This is a genomic window from Mesorhizobium sp. WSM4823, from assembly GCF_055811195.1.
This window is the reverse complement of sequence record NZ_JBVVQL010000018.1, coordinates 53,763-79,934: the sequence shown is the minus strand read 5'-3', so window position 1 is coordinate 79,934 and position 26,172 is coordinate 53,763. Positions and strand designations below refer to the sequence as shown.

The following is a 26,172-nucleotide window of genomic DNA, read 5'->3' as shown; positions in this document are numbered from 1 at the left end:
CATCGAAAGCTTGACCCGGTGCTCAGGTCCTCATGGCCACCGGATACGCACGTCTGCGGTCTTCACCGGATGCGTACGAGCATCGCGAATCCTCAGGTGAATCAGCGGACGTCTTCAACAGCCCCAATCTCCGCAAAACGCCAGCCGTCACATGCAATCGATAAATCACAGGGCGTGCTCTAAATGTGGAGCCTCAACAGGTTGTCCTCGGTTAGAGCCAGGCGAGTGATAGGCGGTTTGGATTTTAGGCTGCCGTGCGGGCGATGCCAATTGTATCTGTGCAGCCAGACAGGCAGTTGGGCGGCGCGGTGATCTGAAGTCGGATAGGCGATGGCATAGGCCCATTCGCGCAGCGCCGTCTGGATAAAGCGCTCGGCCTTGCCATTGGTCTCGGGCGTATAGGGCTTTGTGCGGAATGCTTGAGGCCGAGCTCGCGGCAGGCCTCGGCGAAAGCCTTCGAGTTGTAGCAGGAGCCACTGTCGGTCATGACGCGCGCTATGGTGACGCCGAGGCTGGCGTAATAGGCGACCGCCGCCTTGACGAAGGCGATGGCGCTCTCCTTTTTCTCGTTGGGCATGATTTGCGAGCAGGCGATGCGGGACTCGTCGATACAGACATGGACGAACTCCCAGCCCACGCCGCGACTGTTGGACTGGCCGGTGCGATCGCCGGTGATGCGGTGGCCAACCGTTCAAATCGCCCGAGCTTCTTGATGTCGATGTGGATTATGTCGCCGGGATGCTCGCGCTCGTAGCGCCGGATCGGTTCGGCCGGCTCGATATCCCTGAGCCGCGACAGTCCGGCTCGCTTGAGAACCCGGCTGACGGTGGCGGGCGAGACGCCGGTCTCGTTGGCGATGTGCTTGCCGGTCAGCCGCTGGCGACGCAAGGCGACGATGCGCTCGGCAATGGCCTGTTCGGTCATGCCCGGCATGACGGTGGGCCGAGACGAGCGGTCGACCATGCCGGCCCGCCCTTCGGTCTTATAGCGCTCGACCCAGCGCGCCACGATCTTGGCCGACACGCCATAGACGCGCGCTGCATGGGCTTTGGAAAAGCGTCTTCTATCACCGACAACGCCCATCTCCTCTCGACGCAGCGGCGTGAGACGGGCATTCTTGTGGATGTTCATTCGGACCCTCCGGTGGATGCTGAAGCCTGGTAACTCCAGTCTCCTCGGTCCGGTCCGAATGGACAACCTCCCGAAAGCTCACATCTAGAGGGATCTTTGATCCCAGACTTTGATGGGGCTCCTTGTCCTTCGAATCAAGGGATGCGCTATGGGCGAGGTTCTCCATGGGAGCGCCACGACGACTACGGCAGTCCGTCGAGCGATACACAGTCAAGAACCTGAGGGGCCTCGCCAAACGCTACGGGATTAACCAGAAGACCGTCGCCAAATGGCGGGAGCGGACCTCGGTGGCCGATCTGCCGACCGGTCCGAGAGAGCCGAGGTGCTCTCGCTCAAGTAGGAAGCCGTCATCGTCGCCTTCCGGCGCTACACTCTGTTGCCGCTGGACGATTGCTTCTACGCCTTGCAACCGACGATCCCGCACCTGACGCGGTCTTCATTGCATCGCTGTCTGCGACGCCATGGCATCGGCCGACTGCCGGATGTATAATGCGACAAGCCGACCTGCTACTTCCACATCGACGTGGCCGAGGTGCGCACCGAACAAGGCAAGCTGCACATGTTCGTCGCCATGGACCTCATCTTGAAGTTCGCCTTCGTCGAACTGCAGGAGAAGACCACCACCGCCGTCTCAAGAGACTTATTGCTACGCTTGATCGCGGCCGTTCCCTAGAAGGGCCACACCGCGCTCACGCCCCGCCGGCGGTTCGGCCGTGCCATTGATCAAGGAGGCATCGCAAACTGTGAGCGCTTCTGGGCCCATGCGTTCGAATACGCTTGCGCCCGAACGACATCGAGCACCGAACGACCGGCAAGACATCCGTGGACCAACGGCCGGGTCGAGAGGATGAACAGGACTGTCAAGGAAGAAACGCCAGGCGCTTCTACTGTGAGAGCCACGGCCAGCTCCGCCAGCACCTTGTCGACTTCACCTCGGCCTACAATTTCGGACGCAGGCTCGAGACTCTCAACGGCCTCACGCCCCACGAGTTCATTTGCAAGGTTTGGGCCGCACAGCCCGAACGCTTCAAGCTTGATCCGCTCCAGCAAATGCCAGACTAAACAGGGCGAGATCTGCGAGCTCAATTGCACCGCGCATGACCATGGTACGAGCTTCCTCATACGGTTCAGACGACCACGCTGGCGCCAGTTTGGCAAACTGCCTCCCGTCATTGGTCCGGGAAATCAAGGGCCGCAAATTGTTCCGGTACGCCTGGAGTCGCAAACGGCGTGATCGGCCAATCGATTAAGTCGACGGCACGCTCGAGTGTCGCTTTGGTCCGAGCACGACGCGGTGAAGCGGCAATGACATATCCGATGCAGTCTCGAGAATCGCCTGTTGTTGTGATCGGTGTGCCGGGCTGAACGTAGAATCTAACCTCGGCGACACCTGGAATAGCAGCCGCCCGACGGTCGCCATCGATCCGTTCAAGGATGCCATCGCGATCAGCGATCAGCTTTCGGGCAATCGCAGTGTGCGAATGGCTCTTCACCAAATTGCATTCGTCGCCGATGATAAGCTTGACGTGCTCCGTGATAAGATCGACGCCGCAAGCGAGTTGGACCAGTTGTGGGTCGGGAGAACCGCCAAGGCGCGGATTGACCTCAATCATGGCTGGGCCGCGCTTTGTCCATCGGAATTCAATGTTTGCTGGCCCCCACCCGAGGCCTAGAGCTTGCAAGCAAGTTAGCGAAATATCGGCAATACGTTCACGCTCCTGATCAGGTAGCAGGATCGGAAAGGTCAACTCCCGAGAAACGAAGTGCGGCGGGGGACCGAACTCACTCTCGGAAATTCCGATAATGTCACTGCCCATTATCTGAGCATTATAAAGGGGGCCTTGTGCGAATTCTTCGACTAGTACCCTTGGCGACGAGCGCCATATGTACTCGCCCTTCAGCAGATAGGTCGTGTATTCCACCAACTCGTCGACGCTACGGCACAATCGGACACCTTTGCTTCCGCTCCCTTCGGCAGGCTTGAGAACTACCGGCAAGCCAATCTCAGCGGCAAAAGTCTCTACCTCCGTCGCATTTACTGCCAAGCGATAAGCAGGCATTGGAACGCCGGCCTCCGTTAAGATCTGACGTTGAACAAACTTGTCGCAGCACAGTTCAATCGATGCGGGGTTCGGCCCCGGTAGATCGAAATGTCGGCAGAGCTTGGCAACTGCCACACAGACTAACTCGTCGTCGCCCGAGAAGCCAGTAATGCCGGCAATGTCATTGCCGGTGCGTAGCTGGAAACATTCGTGGATCATGGCATCGAGATTGTCTGTTTCGATACGGACTGCCTGAACACTTTCCGTCGCAACGTATTCGTATTGAGCTGGATCAGCGGACAGAGTAATTGGATCAAGGCCAAGACGACGGGCTGCTTGGACGTATGCTAGGCCATTACCCTTATGGCCTTCAATCAGGATAAGAGCTCTTCTTGCCATGTTGACTCCGACGTTGCCTGCTGGACGACAGCCGACATAAATCAGTATCGGCCTTGTCAGCCGACCCTGACCTCTGATCTCGTGGTGAATTTATCATTGTCGGCGATTTGTGGTCGTAAAGGTTCTGTAAATTCTTTTGACGTCTCTGTTGTAGATGACCGTGTTTCAGGAAAAAGGTATAGCTGACGGCGTTGGTCGCAGCGCGCTCAGGCAGGAAGCCGTATTGGGGAAGCCTCAGTCTAAGCGTTAGCCGTTGTGAAGCCAGATGGCTTCCGGCGACGTACGGTGACTCTGCATGTTTCGGCCGATCACCGATCCATCGAGAACATCGAGGGCGGCAAACAGGGTAATTGTGCCGTGGTCTTTATGGTCATGGGTCATCGTGCCGCCGCGCCCCCTTCCTCAGGGTGAGACCCGGCTGTGTTCGGTCGAGTGCCTGGCTCTGGCTCTTTTCACCGACGCCAAATCTTGACGACGGAGGAGGCTGCAACCCCGACGGCTTTTGCCAATTCGCCATCAAGTGGCGCAATACCGGCGAGGCCTGCTCTTGTCGCGCAGAAGGCCGTCCACGCCTTCAGATATGAACCGCTCTCGCCAGCGCCAGACGCACGTCTTTGGCTTGCCGTCACTTTCATCGCGACCTTCCCAAGCCGTCGCTCATTTAAATGATCTTGGCCCGCCACACATGCTTCTGTGGCGAGTTGCCAGTCGCGACGATATTTTCAAGGCGAATCCCGTCAGCGGCGGTGAAGTCAAATGTAATCCTCGTGCGCATGTCGCAGGGTCGCACATCAACGCCCACTACGGAATGGCAAGCCGGATCTTTCGTGTCGATATCGATCCACTAGAACTCCCAAGCGGATCAGATCATGAACGAACCGCCGTTAACATCTAGCGTCACACCAGTGAGGAAGACAGCGTCTTCAGATGCCAGGTAGGCGACCGCAGCGGCGATGTCTTCGCCGGTGCCAAGTCGGCCGACAGGAATGCGGGCGACGTAAGCCTGGTTAAGCTCGGCACCAGCTGCGGCAGCCATTGGTGTTTCGATGCGGCCCGGCGCAATGGAATTCACCGTGATGTTCGCTGAGCCAACTTCAACGGCAAGGGTGCGGGCAAGGGCCATCATGCCGGCCTTGGACGCGGCATAGTGGGCTCCTGCAATCTCGGTTTTCGTTCGGCCGGCTACCGATGCGATGTTGATGATCCGGCCCCATTTCGCCGCCCGCATGTGGGGAAGGCAGGCCCGGCAGCAAAGGAAGGCGCCTGTCAGGTTAACTTCCAGAACCTGACGCCACTCCGCGGCGAGCATCTCCTCAACCGTTGCCTTTCGTCCGCCGTGTTTCGGAGAGATTCCAGCGTTGTTGACCAAGATGTCGACCCGCCCGAATCGGGCCGCTGCGGCCTCGACCATTCGCGTGATATCAGTGTCTTTGGACACATTCGCACGCACCGCCATGGCCCGGCCAGCACAGTCCGAAGGCAGGGTCGAAATGCTGGCGTTCAGGTCGCTCTCGGAGAGGTCCGCCATCACCACATGTGCACCGGCGTTGATAAATCGCGTGGCAATCGCAAATCCGATGCCCCGCGCCGCGCCTGTCACCAGAGCCACCTTGCCGGCGAATGTGGTAGCCTGTGAAGTCTGGTCCACGATCTAACTTCCTCTTACACGGTGGCGACGGGTACGGCGGCAAGCCGAAGGACCCGGCAGACGCAGGGGGCGGACGTCAGGGCGTCCTTCACAAGTAAGGCTTTGATAAGCTTGGCTCTTTGCGTTTTGTTCGAAGTGGTGACTGGCGAGTTTGCCCTACAATACTACAACATAAAGTAATCACGAGTGAATTATCGTTAAGACTTCTTCATCATGAATTTATAATCATGGCCGCCTGGTCATAATCCCTGTTAAAAGACAGAGGCGGGCCGCGCGGTGTGGACGTGACGAAGCCGTTTGCCCAAAAGACGAAATGGATCAGAGTGCGGCGGAGTACGCAGCGCGGCCAGCTGCAGGTTCCATTGATGACGCGATCACTGGAAGAAATTTGGCGATTTAACAAGGGTCTCGTCCTTGGCCGGGCTTCATTAGGGTCCGGATTGATAACGAGAAGCTGACGGTCGCGGCGATACAGAGTGCGGCGAGGGAATTGGTTTCGAGACGGTCGTATCTCGTTGCAATCCGGCAGAGAAATCCTTGAGCGGCAGAACATGCGTTCGGCCCTGGGACGGGATGTTGGCGAAGGCTCCCCAGCCAACTGGTCTGGCGGCGGAATGGCGTTGCTATCGTTGTCCTTGCATTGATAGATTTCTGGCATCTTGTCCGAGAAATACTTTGCCCGCATTGCAGTCCGCGACTGGCCGCCTGCGGAGGCGCTTGTTTCACAAACACAAACTCTCAATCCATCAACGCTGCGAGGGCCAATGATCCGACAGTATCAGTTGAGGGCCCCGCAAGCCGGAGATCATCGCCGACAGGCGACGATCTCCTGTTGGCCAATGGATGACCTTCAATAGCTATGTTCGTCGTAAGCGACCGGCGCGCTAGCGTTCCGACGTACAAACTCGATAGCTTCCCGCACGGCCGATAGATACTCTTCGACGGTGGCCAGATGGGCTGGATTGACGCCCTGTTGGATCGCCCGGGGCTCGCGCATACGCCCGCGCAGCCAACCGCGCTCTTCCAGGCGATCGGCCACTGCGTAGATGTCAAGCGCCGAGTCCAGCGACACAAAGGAGATCAGGTTACTCTCGCCGTAGGGCGCCAGGCACTCGATGTCGGGAATGCTGTTCAGGCCAGCGATAAGCCGCATGGTTGCCTCCATCGTGAGCCTCGCCGCGCGCAGATAGCCCTCCATGCCAAGGTAGTGCATTACCGCCCATGCGGACGCGATTGCGCCGCCGGCCCGGGTCCCTAGGAATGTGGGGGTGGAGTATGTTCCCCGAGGCCACCCGCTGAAGGAAAACGCTTCATGATCCTGGTCATCGGCTGACCGATACAATACCAAACTGGCACCCTTGGCTGCGTACCCGAACTTGTGGATATCGGCCGACAGGCTGGATACCCCTAGAACCCGGAAGTCCCACGCAGGCACCGTATAGCCGAGCCGTTCGGCAAATGGTGAGAGAAAGCCGCCCCAGCAGCCGTCAACATGAAGCCGAAGACCTGAATGCTGTGCAAGCATGCCGATCTCTGCTATCGGATCAAAGGTGCCGAAGGGATAATTGGGAGCTGATGCGAACAGCATTATGGTCTTGTCGGTGATGGCAGAGCGCATCAACGAGGGGTCGGCCCTAAACTCCTTGGTGTGCGGGATTCGAATGATATCCACGCCGAGAAGCTCTCCAGCCTTGTTAAGACAAGGATGCGCGGTGACACAGGCAACAATGTTGTAGCGTCCCTGCGGCTCGCCCCGTTTGTGTCGCGCAAGGTCCCGGGCCGTCTTTACCGCCATGAAAACGCTTTCAGTACCGCCAGAGGTGAAGGAGACGCCGGCATCGTCGGGCGCATTGAAAAGCGACTTTGCCATCCCCTTGATGTCGTTGGTCATCATCTCCAGGCTCTTGAAAGCCCGCCCTGCCCCCAGGCCATTTTCGGCAATAAATTCGCCATAGGCCTCACGCTGGACGTCTAACGCATCGTCATCAAGGAAGTAGGTGTAAGATGGCAACCGGCCAGCCCGCCAATCGAAATCAAGCAACTTCATTCGCTTGAGTTCCTGCATGACGACATTTTTGGCGACACCCTTTTCGGGGATGGTTTTCAATTGAGCCTCCTCACAATTATTTGCTGCATGCCCATGTCAGGTAAAAACATGGCCCATATCAGGTGAAAGATTGCCGACGCCTAAGAGGTCAAGCGATACGCGCGAGGGATCTTTCGGATCTAGCTTAGCCGCGCTTTGCTGCAGGCTAGTCCACCGAGACGACCCCGCTTCGCGCGCTCTCGTCCGAGCACTACGTCACGCCATCGAAATTTGCGCCCGCCAGCTTCCATCTTGCGAAAAATGACGATCAGAAACATGATCGCAGCCGATATTGAGAATGCGTGCTTCCGGCAGGTACGATGTGGGCGTTGCACATAAAGTGTCGAACTCGCGCAACGTCTCGGGGCGAATGCCAAAGCAATACATGGCACGCCCTCTGGGTAAGAGTCAGACGACTGGAGCCGAATCCGATCATGTTGCATAGTGGCCTGCCGCAGCGAAGTAATTCTGGCATTTGTTTGTGGTGGAGAGCGTGAGTAACCGCTGCAAACTTGGACTTACTCAAACCGCACCGCATGGCTGTCACTAACATCGGGCGTCACTTCGCCTCTTCCTCGACCTTTCATTTGCTTGCCTTCGGGGTCGAAGAGCGGGCCGATAGTGACCGTGGCATCTAGCATTCGCCGAGCGATGTCGACCTTCACCCGGACGCCGTCCTTCAGCGGTTCACGGACACACCCGAGTCCCACGGGCTTCCCGACACGGTAACCGAAGCTGCATGAGGACGTCTGACCTACAATCCGGCCATCCAGATAAATCGGCTCATGCCCCAAAGGCACAGCGGTGTCGTCATCAAACGTAAGCGAGATCATGCGCGAGACCTCACCACGCACTCGAGCTTCCGCCAATGCGTTGGCCCCGATGAAGCCGCTTCCCTTACGGATTGCGAAATCGAGTCCTGCGGCGATCGGGGTGATATCGCCATCAAGTTCAAGTCCCATGGCGCAGAAGCCCTTCTCGATGCGCATGGAGGTCTGTGCCAACAGTCCAGCCGGCTTGGCTCCTGCTGCCACCAACGCCGCATACACCACTGGTACATCATCCGCCCGGCAGGTCAGCTCCCACCCAGCCTCTCCGATATAAGACATTCGCGCCGCACGCACGTGCTTTCCAGCGAGATATACCGTGCCATGCTTAAAATACCCAACCTTGGCCAGTTCCGCTGTTGCCCCGCATTCTTGGACGATCCGCGCTGACTCCGGCCCCATCAGGCCAAGAACCGCGTAAGATTCCGTGCTATCTATCAGAGTGACGTTGTTATGGCCTTGAGAGTGGCGGCGAAGCCAAGCGAGATCACGTTTGATTGTAGTCGTGCCGACGAATAGGCGGTAATGATCCTGAGCAATCCGGTGCGCGATCAGGTCCGATTCGAAGGTGCCGCGCTCGTTGAGCATCGCAGTGTAAATCACCGAGCCAGGCGGGCGTGTCATGTGGCCGGCACAAACATGCAGGAGGAAGGTTTCTGCATCCGGACCTTGGATCTCAATCTTGCCGAAGGTGGAGGAGTCGAAGATTGCGGCCTGCTGATGCGCGGCCATGACTTCTGCACGCACATTCTCGAACCAATCAGGCCGGTCGAAACGCAGAACAGGCTCCGCAATCTTCCCAAAATAGAGCGGCCGTTCCCACCCATCAAACTGACCCATATGGGCCTTTGCCCCGCGATACTCCTTGTCCAGCGATAGAGCGCGCAAATTGCGGGCGGTTTTATACTGCTTGCCAGGATAGGCAATGTCGTAGCGAGTGCCAAGGATTTCTGGCGCACGGGCCATCAAATGCTCTAGGTTGTTGAAGACAGGCGCGAAGCGCTTAGCCTCGGCTTCGGCGAGGTCATAGGCAGTGTGGCCATGCACTATGCAATGGGCCAGGTTCATCCCCGCGCCGCCGCCGGAAGCGATTCCCAAAGAGTTCATCCCACAGCCAAGGAACAGCCCCCGGGTCTCGGCTGTCTCGCCAAGCATGAATGTGCCGTCAGGCGTAAAGCTTTCTGGCCCGTTCAGCAGCATCTTCACCTCAGCCCTCTCAAGTGCGGGCAGCCTGCGCAACGCGTTGATCATCATTGGTTCGAAATGATCCCAATCCTCCGGTAACAGGCCGAATTCGAAAGTTTCATCCAGGACGCCCGGGGCGATTGGCTTGCCCATCGGCTCAAGGCAGCCAACAAGCAACCCGCCAGAATCATCCCGGATGTATAAGTGGTTGTCTTGATCCGACAGCGTTGGCATGTTGCCCACAATGCCGTCGACAGGCTTAGTCAGTAGGTAAAAATGTTCGCACGCCAGCGCCGGGACTTCCGCCCCCGCCATCGCCCCCACTTCACGGGACCAGAGCCCAGCACAAAGAGCAATCGCGTCGCACATGATCGTGCCTTGTGAGGTCTCGACCCCGCGGATACGCCCGTTGTCCGTCAATACGCCGTTAACACCGGTACTTTCAAACAGCTTGGCGCCTAGCTTCTTCGCGGCCTTTACCAATGCGGCGCAGACATCAGAGGGAGAGACGCGCCCATCTTCGGGGGACCACACCGCGCCTAGGACATCGTCTGCATTCATTAGCGGCCAACGTTCCTTCGCCTCTCCAACAGAGATGGATCGGGCTTTGATGCCGTAGGCCTGTGCCAGCGCCTCTTGCCGCCGGATATGCGTTAGGCGGTCCGGACTTGTGGCGATCGAGAGCGCTCCCTTCTGTATCCAGCCGACAGATTGGCCCGTTTCTTGCTCAAGTTGGGAATAAAGTTCTATCGAATACTGGATCATCCGCGTCTGATTACGAGAATGACGAAGCGCCCGCACCTGGGCAGCAGAATGCCATGTTGTGCCTGATGTCAGCGCGTTACGCTCCAGCAGGATCGCGTCGCTTACACCCATCTTTGCAAGGTGATAGAGAGTTGAGCACCCCATGATGCCGCCACCGATGACAACGACAGACGCATGCGAAGGCAGTATATCAGCCACATTTCCCTCCGACGAAGTTTGGATTTGTCCACTCGAATTTGATGCGAAAGCACTTGTCACAAAAAACATTTTGAGTAAATGTTCGCAGGAAATAACACCTGTTTTGCACCGGTTTGGGCGCTCAAATGGATCCCACCTTAAAAACTCGCATCACATCCGGGCTCAAGGAGAAGATCCCCTTGTTGCCGCGAGGATTGCGAACGGTCGCCAAGTACATCGTGGACCACCCGTCGGAATTCGGCCTAGATTCTATCCGGGAGACGGCTCGCAAGGCGGGTGTTAGCACGTATACCCTTGTGAGTTTAGCCAAGCGGTTGGGATTCAGCGGCTATGATGAGCTACGCGAGCCGTTCAGGCACGCGCTTGTCTCGGCCTCCCCCGGTGTTGAACAGCCCGAATGGATTGAACGTTTGAGGGAGAATGGCGCACTAGGTGAGGTGCAGGCCGACGCCTCGCTGAACGCTATGGCCATCGTGCAGCGCTCCTTGAGGTGCCAGCTTCCCGAGCAGATGCATCGGGTCGTGACACTGCTTCTGGAAGCACGTACAGTCTATCTAACTGCGGCCAGAGCCAGCTATTCAGTGGCCTATTACCTCCATTATGTCGGTCGCATGGCTTTGACCACGTTGCAGTTGGTGCCACGACACATGAATAGCGCAATGGACGAACTGCATACCGCAAGTGAGGGCGATGTCATGATTGCCATAACGTTCACTCCATATTCGCGTGAAACGATAGATGCTTGCAAATTCGCGCATCGCAAAGGCGTGAAACTAATTCTCATTTCCGACAGTGAAATCGTATCGTCAAATTTCGCTGCCGATGAAACGATCATCATCTCTGTAATGTCGACGCATCATTTTTGCTGTTACGCTGGCGCTACAGCCGTGATCGACATGCTCATGGCCCTGTTGGTGTCTCATGGAGGAGAAACGGCAAAAGCCCGTATCAAGTCTTACGAAGACCTCCGCAGGGACAATCAAGCCTTTTGGGTGGCACAGAAATAACGATAGTTTTTTATCGATGTTGATCCGCCGGCACGACGGCTGTTCAGGCGACAGTGCAAAACCTGCCTAAGGCTCGTTGATCTGGGGGGGCCTCGGGAGGCCGCTTCTCTGGGCGCCCCGGTCGGCTAGATCGTAGGCGGTGTTCTCCGGCCACGGCCTTGAGCTCGAGCTTGTTGATGCAGACCCAAGGCAGGAGATCGTCGATCTGGCTGTTGGGGTGGCCGTTGACGATCCTGGTGAGGACATTGGCGAGATAGGCGAGCGGTTCGACACCATTGAGCTTGCAGGTTTATGCCGACCGGCGAACTACGCCGAGTGAGCAAGTTTTACCAACACTTTCCTCAACGTAGCGGTAGCTGGATCGGCATAGCTTAGGCTCTCTCTGTCGCAATTGACGCGAAGGAGAGGACACATGAACGCAAGTGACTATCTTCAACGAAGCACGCTGTATCGGAAGCTGATCCACGGGCCATATGGCGAGTTTGAACGCTGGATGTTTGATCCCAGGCGTGGAACTGCAGGAGAAGACCACCACCGCCGTCTCAAAGAGACTTCTTGCTACGCTTGATCGCGGCCGTTCCTTAGAAGGTCCACACCGCGCTAACCGAGAACGGTATCCAGTTCATGACGCCCCGCCGGCGGTTCGGCCGTGCCATTGATCAAGGAGACCATCGCAAACGGCGAGCGCTTCTGGGCCCATACGTTCGATGCGCCACGAACGACATCGAGCACCGGACGACCAAGGCACCCGTGGACCAACGGCCCGTCGAAAGGATGAACAGGACTGTCGTCGCAGAACTCGCCCAAGTTTTCTGACCGCTACTTGCGAAACGCAACTGCTCGACCAAGCATATATGATAGCAGGCTGCGGCGGCAAGCAAGCGCGATGTAACGCAGCGATTTCATCGGTTCCAAGATGTCCATCATCAAGTAGGATGGGTCGGCGCTCTACCTTTACGGCACCTCAAGCTTGGCTATACCCGCCGATGAACGGCGAATGACCAAAGTCCCTGCCCGCCCAATTACTTGTACGCGACGACGACGAGGCGCCGGCCATAGGATGTAAACTCTTCGCCTTCCTTCCCATAGGCTTCAACAGAATCGAACCCCGCGCTTCGCAACATCCGAATGCATTCGGAAAACCCATATTGTCTGATAGAAATACGCATACGTCTTACGCAACCACCGCGGACGATGATCCTATCGCAGTTTCGACGGTCGGTCAGCGCGTCGTTGTTGATTATATCGATTCTTAGGTCATTGTCGCGCTGCAGGATCTCGTAAGTAGGCGACTGTTCACGCAGCAGAGAGAAGCGATTGATCTGATCGATTAGCAGACGCCCGCCCTTTCGAAGTGAAGCAGCAGCTTCATGAAGGACTCTCTCATTGTCAGCTTCATCGAAATAGCCAAACGTCGTGTACCACAGAAAGGCCGCGTCAAACCGATCTCGCCAGGGGAGTGAGCGCATATCCCCACGAGTATACTCAACTTCTACTCGGCGTTCAGCCGCATCCGCTTCGGCTTTTTTCAGCAAGATTGGCGAAATATCCAATCCGGTTACCCGCGCTCCTTTTTCCGCCAACCGATTGGTAATACGCCCATAACCGCATCCGAGCTCAAGAACTGAGTTGCCATGCTCAAGTGAAAGCAACCTCCAAATTGCTTCTACTTCCCGATCGCTCTCCGCAGGCGGATTAGCCAAATCAGCAAAATGAAGATAATCTTCGCTAAAATATGACTCAAGTTCTGATATGTATCTGTCCTTTTCGTCGTTCACGGCCAGAATCTCCATGTTTATGCCTTATTAACCTACGATACCAAATTTAAACACGTAACTGTTGGATTAAATAGTGAAAATATGGATATTTATTTTCACTTTTGTTAACATGACTGATGGCTATGCGCCCACAAGCATTTTGGCGTCATTGTAGTTCCTGGCGGGCATCACCGTCGCAACGAACAGAAGGTCTTCAGTTCTGCTTTCGTACGATCCGAGCTTTCGATTTTGAGGCAGAACATGGTGTGTCACGGAGGGTGCGCTCCGGCAGCAATGGGTCCGCAACTGGACCTGCCGCGCTGAAGCGGCTCTATTTGCTCGGGTTCGCCCCCCTGACAAGCCGAGATTTGGTTGCCTCGACTAGCGGCCCTGCGCGGCACTTGATCTGCGCGTGCAGAGTCACCTGCGTGAGCAGAACCACAGGCGCAATTAGAAGAAGGGGACATATTCCCGGTGGCGCGGCATTCACATTCTTCTCCATCTGGCATCAGAATAGGTCACCCGGGAAAGACAGAGCGTCGAACAGCATAGTCGCAACTCCGGACGAGTCAGCGCGCCAAAAACAGCGGCAATGTCGGCTTCTCGAACATCCATCGCGTCACACCGCCAAAGAGCCGCTCACGTAATCCTCGGCTGCCATAAGCGCCCACCACGATCAATTCGGCAGACGTGTCGATCGCGTGCCGCGCAAGCACCGTGCCAGCCGATTTACCGGCACTTGGCAGCAGGTCAACCGACACCCGAACACCGTGTCGAGTGAGATAGGCAGCGATGTCGGCGCCAGGCTCCGCGTCCTTCCCGTTGTAGTTCGTCTTAGGGTCGACCAGGGCGACACGAACGTCCTCAGCAACGCAGAGGAGCCCCAGCGCTTCCCGAACCGCACGGGTAGCCTCGACGCGCGAATCCCAACCGACCAAGACGCGTCGTGGCCACAGGGTCGCCTCAGCCCCCTTCGGCACAACGAGCACAGGCTTTCCCGTATCGAACAAGCAGCCGTTGATTACCGGAGGTCCGAGAGTCTCGTCATTGAGAAGCCCCGGTCCGATGATCGTGAGGTCGGAACAGCGCGCCCGCTGTCGTGCCAATTCACCGAGGCTAGCCGGATCGCAGCAGTCGGTGTCGATGTCAAATGAGAGCGACATGGATCCCAGCAGCTTCTGGAGATCTTTGGAGCGTCTTTCCAGTCTCGCCACGTCCTGTGTAAATCGATCGATTGCCCGAAAACGATCGTTCAATCGGGCAATTGCCAGTCCACGTCCCACAGGCCATTCGTGGACACCATCTCCAATCGACGGATAATACGACATGATGAGCATCGGAGGCGGTAGGATCAGCACGGAAAGATGCGCGCCGACTTCGGCACACAAGCGGGCGGCAGTTCTGACGTCCTGATCGGAACCGTCAGCGCCGGTCACGCAGAGTACGCTTTTGAAACCCATTTGCCTATTTCCTCCCGAGTTCAAGCCGAACCAGCTCACAGCGGGGAAAGAGCTGTGGGACCAGACCTGGCAGGTGATTTAGCCGTCCGGATTATCGAGCGAGTAGCCGGCCGACCTGACGGTTCGAATGACGCTGCCGGGCGAAGCCGCCTGAAGGGCTTTTCTGATCCGGCTGATATGGACATCGACGGTGCGTGCACCGACATGGATGTTGGGCGGCCAGGCCGCCCGGATAAGTTCGTCCCGGCTGAAGACCTTCCCGGGGGCTTTGATTAATAGCCGCAGCACGTTGAACTCGATGGGTCCGAGATGAATGTCGTGGCCGTTGCCGCGAACCCGGTGGGCATCGAGCTTCATCTCGAGGCCGCCACAGGAGAGCCAGCCGCCGTTTTCAAGACCATTTTCGCCCCGTAGGGGCAGCGCCAGCTTCGCTCGCAGACAGTCCAGCAGCTTGGCCGGCGCGATCGGCCGCACAAAGCTCTCGTCAATGCCAGCCTTGAGGAGGCTGAGGTGCTGGTTCTCGGCGCCGGGCGCGATCAGGGCGATAACGGGCAGACCGCCGGTCCGGGGGTGCTGTTTGAGCCGGGAGCAGATTGGGGAGCCGGATATGCTCGCTGGCCCGCAGTCCAGCACCACGGCCTGAAATTCCCGTTCGTCCGCCAGTGCAAGCGCTTCCTTTGCGCCCCCTGCCGGTTCACTGTCGAAGCCGTCCACCTCCAGTATGTGGCTGAGGAACAGATAGAGCTCGGCATCTTGGGAACAGATCAGGACGAGTGGCTTCATCGCCGCTGCCTCATGAGCCCATCGGCCTGGACCGCATCGGCTGAGTAGATCGCGCCGCTCAAGACCTGTCATGACCCCTTTGCTCAAACCCGTTTCCATTACGCACGCGCCACCTCGGGATAGGTTTCGATGGCTGCGATGGCATCGTCGACCAGTTTCGAACCGGCCGCGGCGAGTTTGCAGAACGTCTCGAAGCCAAACCGATGGACGTCTCGCAGGGTCTTGGACAGAACGACCAGCCTCCCGGCGGAGAAAAGCACGCGCCCGAAGCCCTCATGGCTCATTTCGATCATCGGTGTTGCCATCAGGCCGCAGCGCTCCTCGATTGCTAGGGCGACGGCAGTGTAGAACTTGTCGAGCCTCCACAGCACGTCCGAATCGGGATCTCCGATGAGTGGAATCGTGCGGCGCTGTTCCTTGCTGACGATGAAGTCGGCGAGCAACTCAGCGTCCGCTTTGCCGTCCCATGACCCGTGGGAATCTTGAGCACGGATAAGCCGTAGGAGGGATTGGAGAAACGGGCTGGCAAGCGCCACCTCGTCTTCGGCGACACCAGGGCTAACCGCAGGGTCGGTCATTTCGCCTCCTCATTTCAGTCGTCGTCCTCAAAGGACGGTTTCTGTTTCGCAACGCCGGCTTCAGCCAGGACCTTGCGCAGCCAAGGTGGAGGGCAGGTCCTGAGCATTACCTGCGTGCGAAACAGCACCTCTTGGATGCTCTGAGCCTGCCGCACCTTGATCGGATGGATTTTTGCCGAAACAAGCTTGGCTGCCGAGGGTCCGCCGATCGCCAGGCAAAACAGGAGATGGCAGCCCTTCAGAGCTTCAACCTTCGGTGTGATGCGGTCATCCCGCTCGGCCCGTTGTTTCCCAGTTTCGTCGGAGACGTCGTCGAACTCGATGACCTCCACGAGCTCCCACTCCTCGCGAGTCATATCGTAGATGACAAAGCGCTTGGCCGACCCGAAATGGGCATTGAGTTGCTTGACGTCCTGAGTAGCGATTGCCACCCGCAAGGCGCCTGCTTGTCGTTCACGCATCGGACGGTGAATCTCGTCAGTGACGAGTGAGAGGCGACGCATCGGGCTCACCTGGCGTTTGCCGCCTGCGGAATGGATCAAGCTCCTCAGGCGTCGGCGCACGCCGGTCGGCCTGGAACAGGTTGGCAACCTCGAAGATCAGATCACGGGTTCCTTGATAGAGGATCGAGAGCTTGTGCTGGCTGCCGAGCCGGTCGAAGACGGGGAAGCCGATGCGCATGAGCGGAATGCCAAGGCGTTGCGACGCCTGGCGTCCATGTGAATGGGTGACCAGAAGATCCGCGCCGCCCGCAAGCGCTTCCAGATCGCCGAGATCGCCGACCTGAATCGACTCCGCCGGTACCTTTTCCAGAATTTTCGACATATCGGTCGTCGTGACCGCCGCCGTGATATCGGAGCCCAAGTCGACGAAGAAGGTTGCCAATTGGTAGAGTTGGTCTGGTTCAGCTGCGATCGCAATTTTCTTGCCTCCGAAATGGAAATGTCCGTCGAGCAGCGCATCCTGCAATTGCGCCCGCCGGCGGCGGACACTTGCCGGCGCAGGCTGGCCAGAAACAGCGGACAGCAGGGAAAAGAGCTGATCGGCGCCCTTTAATCCAGTCAGCGACTGAAACAGCACGTAAGGCACGCCGGTCGCCCTATAAAGGACCTCGGCCGGGCGGCGCATATGCTCGCCGATGGCGATGCAGTGCCCAGCCGTGCCGAGCTCGCGGATATCCTCGATGCTCGTACCGCCATAGGTGGTCGGGACCCAGTGGTCTGGCACGGTACCGTCGAGCGAGCCTGAGAGGTCCGGCAAAATCACCGATTGAAGCCCAAAGCTTTCGACCATCTCGCGTAAATGCTCGATATCCGCCACCGTGAGGTTCCAGCCGGGCAGGATTGCGATCTTCTTCGACTGGCGCGCCCGTTTACCAGGTCGCGTAATCCCTTCCATCATCGCGGTGACAGCTTTGGCCCAGCCCTGCTCGAGGGCGCCGGCGAAATCCGGCGTGTTGGCCAGGACGATCTCCGTGCCAGCAAGTTCCGCCGCCCGTTTCAGCTTGATGTCGGCGATGTCGCCTGCGCAATCTTCGCCACGGGTTTCCACCAGGGCCGTGGTGCAGACTCCGATCAGCTTTGGCTTCGTGCGAGTCTTGAGGTTGAGGATCGCCTCTTCCAGATTGTCCGACCCGCCGAGGATGGTTGTTACTTCATCCATCGCGGTGGTCTGTAGGGGGATCGTTTCCTTGAAATGCCGCACGAGCAGCACGAGGGCGAAGCTGGTGCAGCCCTGGGCGCCGTGGAACAACGGCACGGCGCCGTCGATGCCGAGAAAGGCCAAGGCTGCACCCAGCGGCTGTGACGATTTCAACGGGTTGACCGCGGCTGATTTGGTCTGGGGAAGGATACGGGTCATCGCATCTCCTCAACGTCCATTAAATTCGACGGCGTCTTGCCGGCGGATACCCGGACGGCCTGTAGGCTCTCAGTGTCGTTGCTCGTGCCCGGCAACTCGTCCTTCACATGGGGTGGGCAATCCCACGGAGCGCGCTCGCGCACTTGGGCCCAGATCGGGTTGTGGATGGCGAGGTCGATCTGCCGTACGAGTTCCACCACGCCGTCATAACCGGCATACGGGTGCTGGCGCTCCTGGTTGATGTCGAGCCAAGGCGTCTTGGCCTTGAGCGCGACGAATTGCGTGCGCCCGCCCGACAGCATGATATCGGCCTTGCCTCCAGAGAGCATGGCGTAAAGGTCGCGCGCTGGCATCTGCTCGAATGTGTGATTGTCGTCCTTGAGGACCTGCTTGATGCGCTCCTTGTCTTCGACGGTGGATTTCTTTATCGAGGTGCCGACGATCTCGATGCCGATCTCCATCAACGCATGGACGACCGACCAGGACTTGACACCACCCGTGTTGAGCAGCACGCGCTTGCCTTGAAGGCGGGCTCGGTAGGCCTCGAGCTTCTTCCATGCAATCGCCTCCTGCTCGACGATCAGCGTCTCTGTGTGGTCCAGGATTTCCGGATCGGCCCCCTTCCTCACCAGCAGTGTAGCAATTTGGCGGAGTGCCCCCGAAGTGTCCGAAATCCCGTAGAAGGAGCCTTCGAAGAAAGGGATGCCCCAGCGCTCGTCCATCTTGCGGGCTAGACTGACGAGGGCCGTCGAGCACACCACCATAGCCGCGCGGGCGTGGTGCGCGGAAGCGATGTCGAGATAGCGCGCGTCGCCCGGAATGCAGGCGCGAACCCGGATCCCGAGCCGATCGAGGAGCGGCTTTATCAGCCAGAATTCGCCTGAAAGGTTGAATTCACCAAGGATGTTGATGTCGTACGGCCCGGCGTCGTCGGGTTCCACCGTGCCGATGACATGGTCGAGCAACGCCTCGGCGGCAAGCTTGTTGCCGAGGTTCTTGGAGCCGGCCAGGCCCGGCGCATTGATCGGAACCACGGCCAAGCCGAATTTTTCGGCGGCGCGTTTGCAGACAGCTTCGATATCGTCGCCGATGAGGGCCGTCACGCAGGTCGAATAGACAAAGACTGCCGGTGGCGCATACGCTTCCTTGATTTCGCGGATCGCCTTGAAGAGCTTCCGCTCGCCCTGCCCCATCACCACCTCGAGTTCGGTAAGGTCGGTCGTGAAGCTGGTGCGCCACAAGCTTGGCCCGGACGAAGCTGCACCGCGGTTGTCCCAGGAATTGCCCTCGCAGGCGAGCGGCGCATGGACCAAATGCGCAACGTCGGTGATCGGCTGCAGGACGATCTTGGCCCCGTCAAAGGCGCAACCTCCCGCTGCCGCTCCTGGAGTCAGCGCCCTTGCGCAGCCCTGCTTGCGCGCCTTGGCATCCTTGCCACGGTTCTTGTCGCAGGCGGGCTCGTTGAAAACGTCCTGGATCTTCGCACTGAGCGAGCTCATGGCGTCAGTCCCAAAGCCAATTCGGCAATGAACCGCCTGGGCGAAAAGCCGGTCCGTGTCTTCTAGCGGGTGAGGTCATAGGAATAGTCCGTCACGCCCGTCTGGCTCGTCTCGCGATCGAGCTTGTCGAAGATCTTGTCGAGGATCGTGGTCAGCACGCGCAATCCGCCCTGATAGCCCATGAGCGCAAAGCGATGATGATGGTGCCGGTCGAAGATCGGAAATGTCAGCCGGATCAGCGGCGTGCCGGTGTCGCGCTCCAGATACTTGCCATAGGAATTGCCGATCAGCAGGTCCACTGGCTCGGTGAAGAGCAGCGACCGCATAGCCCAGAGGTCCTTGCCCGCCCAGACCTGAGCGTCCTTGCCGAAGGGCGAGGATGCAAGCAGTTCCTTCAACTCGGATTCCCACGTCGAGGTGCCGTTGGTGGCGAGGCAATGTGTCGGCTCGCCGCCCGTTTCCATGACGAAGCGGGCCATGGCGTACACGAAGTCCGGGTCGCCGTAGATCGCGTATTTCTTGCCGTGCAGCCAGGACTGGCTGTCCGCCATGGCATCAATCAGTCGGCCGCGCTCCAGCCGGATTGCCTCGGGGATTTCCTTGCCGGAAAGCGCCGAGACCTTCATCAGCAATTCGTCAGTCGCCTGGACGCCGAGCGGATAATGGAAGGAAGCCGTGGCCTGCCCAACTTGCCCACAATAGTCCAGCGTTTTTCGCGTGTTGTAGTGCTGCAGCGAAAGCGTTGCCTCGGCGTCGAGTGCCCCCCTCACCTCTTCGATCTTCGTGCCGCCGTCATACATGCGGTATTCTCCGTCCGACGGCGTGTCGAACTGGTCAGACGCGTCCTGGATGAAGGTGTAGGACACACCCATCATATCGAGCAGACGTTTGAGTTCCCGGTTGTTGCCAACGCAGAATCCATCGAAGCCCGGAATGACGTTGATGCTCCCCTTGGTTTCCGTGCGCTGCTGGCCTTTCCAGAAGTGCTCCAGAATACCCTTGAGCATGCCGTCATAGCCGTCGACATGGCTACCGACGAAGGCTGGCGTGTGGGCAAAAGGCACGTCAAAGTCGCGCGGGACCGAGTTTTCGTCTTTGGCGTTCTGGATGAAGCTGTGCAGGTCGTCGCCTATGACCTCGGCCATACATGTCGTCGACACTGCGATCATCTTCGGGTCGTAAAGCTGGTATGTGTTGGCGAGCCCGTCGACCAGGTTCTTCAGACCGCCGAACACTGCCGCGTCCTCTGTCATCGAGGAGGAAACCGCCGAAGCAGGTTCCTTGAAATGGCGTGACAGGTGCGAGCGATAATAGGCCACGCAGCCCTGGCTGCCGTGGACGAAGGACATGGTCCGCTCGAAGCCCGCTGCCGCGAATACGGCACCAAGCGGCTGGCAGGCCTTGGCGGGATTGATCACAAGCGCTTCCCGGGCGAGGTTCTTTTCGCGGTATTCCCAGGTCTTGGTGAATTCGCCTTGATCGGTAACGATCTGATCGGGGTGCGGACATTCGAAATGCAGCTTCTTCTCGGCGAGCATTTGCCTGTATTCCGGCTCGCGGAACAGGGGAGCGTGGTCGAGTATCTTTTCGGCCGACTGCGGCATTGGTATTCCTCTTTTTTAATCTGGCCGCGCCATCCGGCAGCTCAGTACGTCGAGACGTTTCCGGCAATCCCGAGGCTCACAAGCTCTCGGGGTTTATGGTCTCTCTGGGAGACCAGGCCAGGACAGGGCGTCTATTCGGCAGCTATCGCCCGACCGCTGGGAGGGCGTTCTTTCCAAGGGGCGTGGTAGAGATCCCAGACCGGATTGTTGATGGCAAGATCCACGTCACGCGCGAAAATGGCAAAGCCGTCATAGCCGTGATAGGGTCCCGAATAGTCCCAGGAGTGCATCTGACGGAACGGAATGCCCATCTTCTGCACCGGGTATTTTTCCTTGATGCCGGAGCCCACGAGGTTGGGGCGAACTCCCTCGATGAACTTCTCCAACTCGTAGCCGGTAACGTCGTCGTAGATCAGCGTGCCGTTCTTTACGTAATGAGCGGTGCGCTGATAATCATCATTGTGGCCGAACTCGTAGCCGGTGCCGACGATGACCATGCCGAGGTCCTCGTAGGCTGTGATGACGTGGCGGGGGCGCAGGCCACCGACGTAGAGCATGACGGTATTGCCTTCGAGACGCGGCCGGTACTTGGAGGTGACGGCGTCGACAAGCGGCCTGTACTTGGCGATCACCTTCTCGGTTTTCTCCTCGATTTCCGGCCCGAAATGCTTGGCTATGCTGCGCAGGGAGGTTTCGATCTGGGACGGTCCGAAGAAATTGTATTCCATCCAGGCGACGCCATACTTTTCCTCCATATGCCGGCAGATGTAGTTCATCGAGCGGTAGCAGTGGATGAGATTGAGCTTGGCCTTTGGGGCGCGCTCAATCTCGGCCAGTGTTGCGTCGCCCGACCAGTTGCCGACCACGCGCAATCCTATCTCCTCAAGCAAGATGCGCGAGGCCCAGGCATCGCCGCCAATATTGTAGTCGCCGATCACGTTGACGTCGTAAGCACCGGCCTCGAAGTCGACATCCTTCTTGTCGAAGACCCAGTCGCGGATCGCGTCATTGGCGATGTGGTGGCCGAGTGATTGCGAGACGCCGCGGAAGCCCTCGCAGCGCACCGGCACGATGGTCTTTTCGTACTCCTTGGCCTTCTTGCGAGAAACTGCCTCGGTGTCATCACCGATGAGACCGATCGGACATTCGGATTGCACGGTGATGCCGTTGTTCAGCGGAAAAAGCACCTCGATATCATCGATGATCTGCTCAAGTTTCTTGTCACCGCCGAAGACAATGTCTTTCTCCTGGAAATCGGAGGTGAACTGCATTGTCCCGAACGTATCGATGCCCGTTGTGCCCACATAGTAATTGCGGCGCTGTGACCAGGAATATTGGCCGCAGCCGACGGGGCCGTGCGAGATATGGACCATATCCTTAACTGGACCCCAGACCACGCCCTTTGAGCCGGCATAGGCGCAGCCACGGATTGTCATCACCCCAGGGATGGACTTGATGTTCGATTTGACGTCGCATTCGGAAAGGATCTCACTTTCCCCGCCAGCCCCATCCCCGCTCTTCGCGATGCTCAGATGTTTTTTGCGGCGCTTCGCCGCTTTGTCGGGATATTGCGATAGCACCTCCTCGATAAGCTTCGCATGGAGAGCACCATCATTCTCGTATTCCAGGCTCATGGGACCCCTTTCAAGGTGTCTGATGACGCCTCACCGATGAGGCGCCGTTCTTGGCCAGGCGCCCCAACTCGAGAGGCGACCAATATCGGTCGTTACTGGGCGGCCGTCTTGGCCGCTTCCTTGGCCTGCAGCTCGGCAAGCATCTGCTCGTCGGTTTTCATGATGCCGAAGTCGAGCAGCATGTCCTCGAGCTCCTCCATGGTGATCGGGGTCGGGATGGTGCCCTGGCCAGAATTGGCATGGATTTTCTCGGCCAGCGCGCGGTACTCTCCGGCCTGCTTGGAATCCGGCGCGTACTGGATAACTGACATCTTCCTGAGCTCGGCGTGCTGGACGATGTTGTCGCGCGGCACGAAATGGATGAGCTTGGAATTGAGCCTGGAAGCCAGGGCTTCAGCGAGATCAAGCTCACGGTCGGTTTGCCGTTCGTTGCAGATCAGGCCTCCGAGCCGCACCCCGCCCGAATGGGCATATTTCAGGATCCCCTTGGCGATGTTGTTGGCGGCATAGAGCGCCATCATCTCCCCGGACATAACGATGTAGATCTCCTGCGCCTTGCCCTCGCGGATCGGCATCGCGAAACCGCCGCAAACCACGTCGCCAAGCACGTCATAGGAGACATAGTCGACATCATCATAGGCGCCGTTTTCCTCGAGGAAGTTGATCGATGTGATGACGCCTCGGCCGGCGCAGCCAACACCCGGCTCCGGGCCGCCAGACTCCACGCATTTGATGCCTCTGTAGCCAATCTTGAGCACGTCCTGCAGCTCGAGATCTTCCACCGAACCTTCCTGTGCCGCCAGATGCAGGACAGTATCCTGAGCCTTCGAGTTCAGGATCAGGCGGGTGGAGTCGGCTTTGGGGTCGCAGCCGACGATGAGGATTCTCTGGCCGAGGTCGACCAGGGCGGCGAGCGTGTTTTGGGAGGTGGTGGACTTGCCGATGCCGCCCTTTCCGTAAAAGGCGATCTGACGCAGACCTGACATTATAGATTTCCTTCCTTCGTTCCATCCGTCGCGGCTGGCCGCAATATGAATGCCGATGGGCAGCTCTTGCCGCCTCACACCGAAAGGGTCTCAAAACTCGTGCCAAGTAGACTGGGCCAGAACAAATAGGGATTTTTCGTTGTTGCCCGCGAGTTAGCCTGAGCACCAACAACTTTTTGCTGCCAGAGAAGTGATTGTCGGAACAAGCCCTGTAGCGGACCCGACATTGCCCGACACAAGGCGTCAGCTCCGAATCGGACAGCGGGAGAACTTGGGCCTTCGAGCTAGAGCCGAAGTTTTGGCATGCCTGCAGGCGGAGCAAAGCGGCCGGCTTGCGGGCCTCCCACCGCGGGATATCAGACATGCGTGCTCGGTAGCTGGTTGCGCATGGCTGTTCGAGACTGACCCGCGAAGTCGGCATGGAACATGCGTGATGCTACGACTCCGACGATCACATCCTCCTCCGGCTCGAAGAACCCGGCACTGATATTGCACGCGGCGCTGTCACAACAGGTCGGGCAGCGATGAACATTCCCTGCGTGCGGGGCCGGCAACAACGTGCTCCTGAATGCCGGTCAATGCAGCCAACCCATGTTGCAGTTGCACCCAAGCTGGCGAGCTTATTCATGACCCAATCTGCGACAGGCTTCATGGAGACTTTTCTGCACGGCCCAGAAAAGCCGGATCGACGATCTCGTCCTGGATGGGGCGCGGTCATATCGCTTGGCCTGGGCACCTTCGGGCTGGTGGCGGCAGAGCTTTTGCCTGCCAGCGTGCTGACGCCGCTCGCGCATGATCTGCATATCACAGAGGGTGCGGCTGGACAGACGATGACAGCGACTGCGATTGCCGCAGCGATTTCCGCGCCGCTGATCGCCTTCATAACAAAGCGCCTCGACCGCAGAGTCGTCCTGTGGGCGATGATGCTGCTTCAGATCCTGTCCAACCTTCTGGCAGGGGTCGCGTGGTCGCTGCCGGCTTTCCTGGCGGCACGCGTGGTGCTCGGCATTGCGCTTGGAGGCTTCTGGTCGATTTCGGCATCGCTGGCGATGCGACTGGTTCCAAATCACCTCCTGCCGCGCGCACTATCAATCATCCTCACCGGCGTGTCGGTCGCTATCGTTTGCGCGCCTCCAATCGGCGCCTATGTCGGCGACATCTGGGGATGGCGAGCCACCTTCATGATCGCCGCAGCCGTCAATGCCGCTACATTGCTGGTGCAACTCGTAACCCTTCCGACGTTGCCGCCGGTTGAAATGGCTGGAATCCGCGGCCTGCTGCATGTGGTCAAGAAGCCAACCATCAAGGTCGCGCTTTTGGTGGTGCTGCTGGTGGCTTCTGGGCACTTCGCCAGCTTCACCTATGTCCGGGCTTATCTCGAGATGATTCCCGCGCTCCATATCGAGACGATCTCGCTGCTGTTGCTCGTTTCGGGGGTATGCGGATTCTTCGGGAATTTAGCCGGCGCGTTCCTGGCCAAACACAGCCTCAAGGCGGTCGCGGCGCTGCCGCCGCTGCTCATGGCGATAGCCGCTGTCTCGTTGCTGATGCCTGGAGCATCGGCCTTCACCTCGGCCATTGCGGTTGCTGTATGGAGTTTTGGCTTCGGTGCGGTCCCGGTGGGAGTACAGACTTGGATGGTGCTGCGCGCCGTTCCCGAACAGGCCGAAAGCGCCGGTGTGCTGATGACCTCAACGTTCCAAATTGCCATCGCGGCCGGCGCGATCTTCGGCGGACTGCTTGTGAATAATGCGGGTGTCGCCAGTGTGTTCGCCTACAGCGCGGTTGCCACTTTCCTTGCCGCCCTCACAGTGCTCCTATTCGGGCCGAAACGCGCAACCTAACCTCTGACGGGGCGGGCCCACAGCTCAGCGCTTGCGATGCAGCCGCACCAGCCACGCGGCGCGATCCTGCCCCACACTTTGTCGGTCAGGCCTGGTCTCGCCTAGGCCACATGGATCGCGGGCTACTGCCGAGGGGGCTTTGACCAGTACCGGGCGCCTCGCCGGCCCTAGCCGTTCGCGGCTCCGGGCAGTGCATCAGCGTTCGCCCGGGCGGAGTTGGTCAGGTTACGCAGCCCGGGCGAGCGCGGTCGCGCTTGGCAGCGGGGGCGACCGGGCGCCGTTCTTGAGGTGCCCACCCTCCAGGTCTCGATTTGGAACTCCGCGCGAAACGCCGGGCCGACCGTAGGTCGACTTGTGCGCGCCACCATCCTACGAAACCGCCGCTGAGAGAACAGCATTCCCGGCAGCACACCTGCATGGCCCTAATCTCAATTCCAACCCACACGATAGGCTGCGCGAATGCCGGCCAAAGAGAAGGCGCACGCAGAATGTCGCTCGCCAAAGGAATTTACCAAGCGTCAACTCACTGTCAACTCGTTAATCCTCTCTTTGAGAGCGACCTGACCAGCTTGCTGTCGACGGCAAGCGAATGCGATGTACGGGATCGGTAGCCCATCAGCGAGCTCTGCCACGCCAGGGGGTATGGTCGACCGACAGCGACAGCTTTGGCAAGCACCTGCGCATGCCGCCGCCTCATCGCAATGCGACTTCGCTTCAGCGCCGGAACGGCGTTTTGCTGGTTTCGCAACCTCCGATCGTGGAGATCGACAGCGCTTCGTTCAGTCCGAAACTAAGGACCTTCTGCGGCGATGGTCAAACACATCACGGACAATGCCGCCAGAAGGCTTGGATTTCTATCCTCAAAGCCGCGCGCAAGGC

General features: G+C 58.6%; 16 protein-coding genes and 4 pseudogenes. 3 read left to right on the top strand and 17 right to left on the bottom strand.

Annotated elements, in window-relative coordinates; all coding sequences use genetic code 11:
• Positions 1-179: 179 nt before the first annotated feature.
• Positions 180-1,131 (bottom strand): annotated as a pseudogene (locus tag AC0L26_RS28895) (IS481 family transposase).
• A 148-nt stretch (positions 1,132-1,279) separates the two neighbouring features.
• On the opposite strand from AC0L26_RS28895, the pseudogene AC0L26_RS28890 reads away from it, so the two are divergent.
• Positions 1,280-2,193, top strand: a pseudogene (locus AC0L26_RS28890) (integrase core domain-containing protein).
• A gap of 107 nt (positions 2,194-2,300) precedes the next feature.
• Here AC0L26_RS28890 and AC0L26_RS28885 read toward each other — a convergent pair.
• From AC0L26_RS28885 to AC0L26_RS28865, 5 genes and pseudogenes are all read right to left on the bottom strand, one after another.
• On the bottom strand, positions 2,301-3,572 hold the full coding sequence (locus tag AC0L26_RS28885) for an ATP-grasp domain-containing protein (protein ID WP_473635625.1): 1,272 nt from the start codon (positions 3,570-3,572) through the stop codon (positions 2,301-2,303).
• A gap of 282 nt (positions 3,573-3,854) precedes the next feature.
• Positions 3,855-4,347 (bottom strand): annotated as a pseudogene (locus AC0L26_RS28880) (IS630 family transposase); the annotation flags it as partial.
• A gap of 87 nt (positions 4,348-4,434) precedes the next feature.
• The gene (locus AC0L26_RS28875) at positions 4,435-5,220 is read right to left on the bottom strand and encodes an SDR family oxidoreductase (RefSeq protein WP_473635624.1); all 786 of its coding nucleotides are present in this window, start codon (positions 5,218-5,220) and stop codon (positions 4,435-4,437) included.
• 850 nt (positions 5,221-6,070) lie between these two features.
• Positions 6,071-7,327, bottom strand: a complete 1,257-nt coding sequence (locus AC0L26_RS28870) for a pyridoxal phosphate-dependent decarboxylase family protein (RefSeq protein WP_473635623.1) — start codon at positions 7,325-7,327, stop codon at positions 6,071-6,073.
• Positions 7,328-7,824: 497 nt separating this feature from the next.
• Positions 7,825-10,281 carry a GcvT family protein gene (locus tag AC0L26_RS28865; RefSeq protein WP_473635622.1) on the bottom strand — a complete coding sequence of 819 codons (2,457 nt, stop codon included), beginning with the start codon at positions 10,279-10,281 and terminating at the stop codon, positions 7,825-7,827.
• A gap of 125 nt (positions 10,282-10,406) precedes the next feature.
• On the opposite strand from AC0L26_RS28865, the gene AC0L26_RS28860 reads away from it, so the two are divergent.
• The gene (locus AC0L26_RS28860) at positions 10,407-11,288 is read left to right on the top strand and encodes a MurR/RpiR family transcriptional regulator (RefSeq protein ID WP_473635621.1); all 882 of its coding nucleotides are present in this window, start codon (positions 10,407-10,409) and stop codon (positions 11,286-11,288) included.
• 184 nt (positions 11,289-11,472) lie between these two features.
• On the opposite strand, the pseudogene AC0L26_RS28855 reads toward AC0L26_RS28860, so the two are convergent.
• The 11 genes and pseudogenes from AC0L26_RS28855 to nifH all read right to left on the bottom strand — a co-directional run.
• Positions 11,473-11,577, bottom strand: a pseudogene (locus tag AC0L26_RS28855) (transposase domain-containing protein); the annotation flags it as partial.
• A gap of 733 nt (positions 11,578-12,310) precedes the next feature.
• On the bottom strand, positions 12,311-13,066 hold the full coding sequence (locus AC0L26_RS28850; RefSeq protein ID WP_473635620.1) for a class I SAM-dependent methyltransferase: 756 nt from the start codon (positions 13,064-13,066) through the stop codon (positions 12,311-12,313).
• Between the two features lie 548 nt (positions 13,067-13,614).
• Positions 13,615-14,505, bottom strand: coding sequence for a universal stress protein (locus AC0L26_RS28845; RefSeq protein WP_473635619.1), 891 nt, complete (start codon positions 14,503-14,505; stop codon positions 13,615-13,617).
• 78 nt (positions 14,506-14,583) lie between these two features.
• Positions 14,584-15,288, bottom strand: a complete 705-nt coding sequence (locus AC0L26_RS28840; RefSeq protein ID WP_473606532.1) for a response regulator transcription factor — start codon at positions 15,286-15,288, stop codon at positions 14,584-14,586.
• Positions 15,289-15,386: 98 nt separating this feature from the next.
• Positions 15,387-15,866, bottom strand: coding sequence for a NifX-associated nitrogen fixation protein (locus AC0L26_RS28835; protein ID WP_473635618.1), 480 nt, complete (start codon positions 15,864-15,866; stop codon positions 15,387-15,389).
• A gap of 14 nt (positions 15,867-15,880) precedes the next feature.
• Positions 15,881-16,378 (bottom strand): nitrogen fixation protein NifX, encoded by a 498-nt coding sequence (gene nifX, locus AC0L26_RS28830; RefSeq protein WP_473635633.1) that lies wholly within the window; start codon positions 16,376-16,378, stop codon positions 15,881-15,883.
• Complete coding sequence (nifN, locus tag AC0L26_RS28825) at positions 16,344-17,726, bottom strand: nitrogenase iron-molybdenum cofactor biosynthesis protein NifN (protein WP_473635617.1); 1,383 nt, start codon at positions 17,724-17,726, stop codon at positions 16,344-16,346. Before nifN ends, nifX begins: the two co-directional genes overlap by 35 nt.
• The gene (nifE, locus tag AC0L26_RS28820; RefSeq protein ID WP_473635616.1) at positions 17,723-19,225 is read right to left on the bottom strand and encodes a nitrogenase iron-molybdenum cofactor biosynthesis protein NifE; all 1,503 of its coding nucleotides are present in this window, start codon (positions 19,223-19,225) and stop codon (positions 17,723-17,725) included. Before nifE ends, nifN begins: the two co-directional genes overlap by 4 nt.
• A 62-nt stretch (positions 19,226-19,287) precedes the next feature.
• On the bottom strand, positions 19,288-20,829 hold the full coding sequence (gene nifK / locus AC0L26_RS28815) for a nitrogenase molybdenum-iron protein subunit beta (protein ID WP_473635615.1): 1,542 nt from the start codon (positions 20,827-20,829) through the stop codon (positions 19,288-19,290).
• A gap of 131 nt (positions 20,830-20,960) precedes the next feature.
• A complete protein-coding gene (nifD, locus tag AC0L26_RS28810) occupies positions 20,961-22,463 on the bottom strand; it encodes a nitrogenase molybdenum-iron protein alpha chain (protein ID WP_473635613.1) in 1,503 nt (500 codons plus the stop codon).
• Between the two features lie 92 nt (positions 22,464-22,555).
• A complete protein-coding gene (gene nifH / locus AC0L26_RS28805) occupies positions 22,556-23,449 on the bottom strand; it encodes a nitrogenase iron protein (RefSeq protein WP_404926324.1) in 894 nt (297 codons plus the stop codon).
• A 626-nt stretch (positions 23,450-24,075) separates the two neighbouring features.
• Between nifH and AC0L26_RS28800 the strand changes: the two genes are divergently transcribed.
• Positions 24,076-25,293 (top strand): MFS transporter, encoded by a 1,218-nt coding sequence (locus tag AC0L26_RS28800; RefSeq protein ID WP_473635612.1) that lies wholly within the window; start codon positions 24,076-24,078, stop codon positions 25,291-25,293.
• The last annotated feature ends 879 nt before the right edge of the window (positions 25,294-26,172 follow it).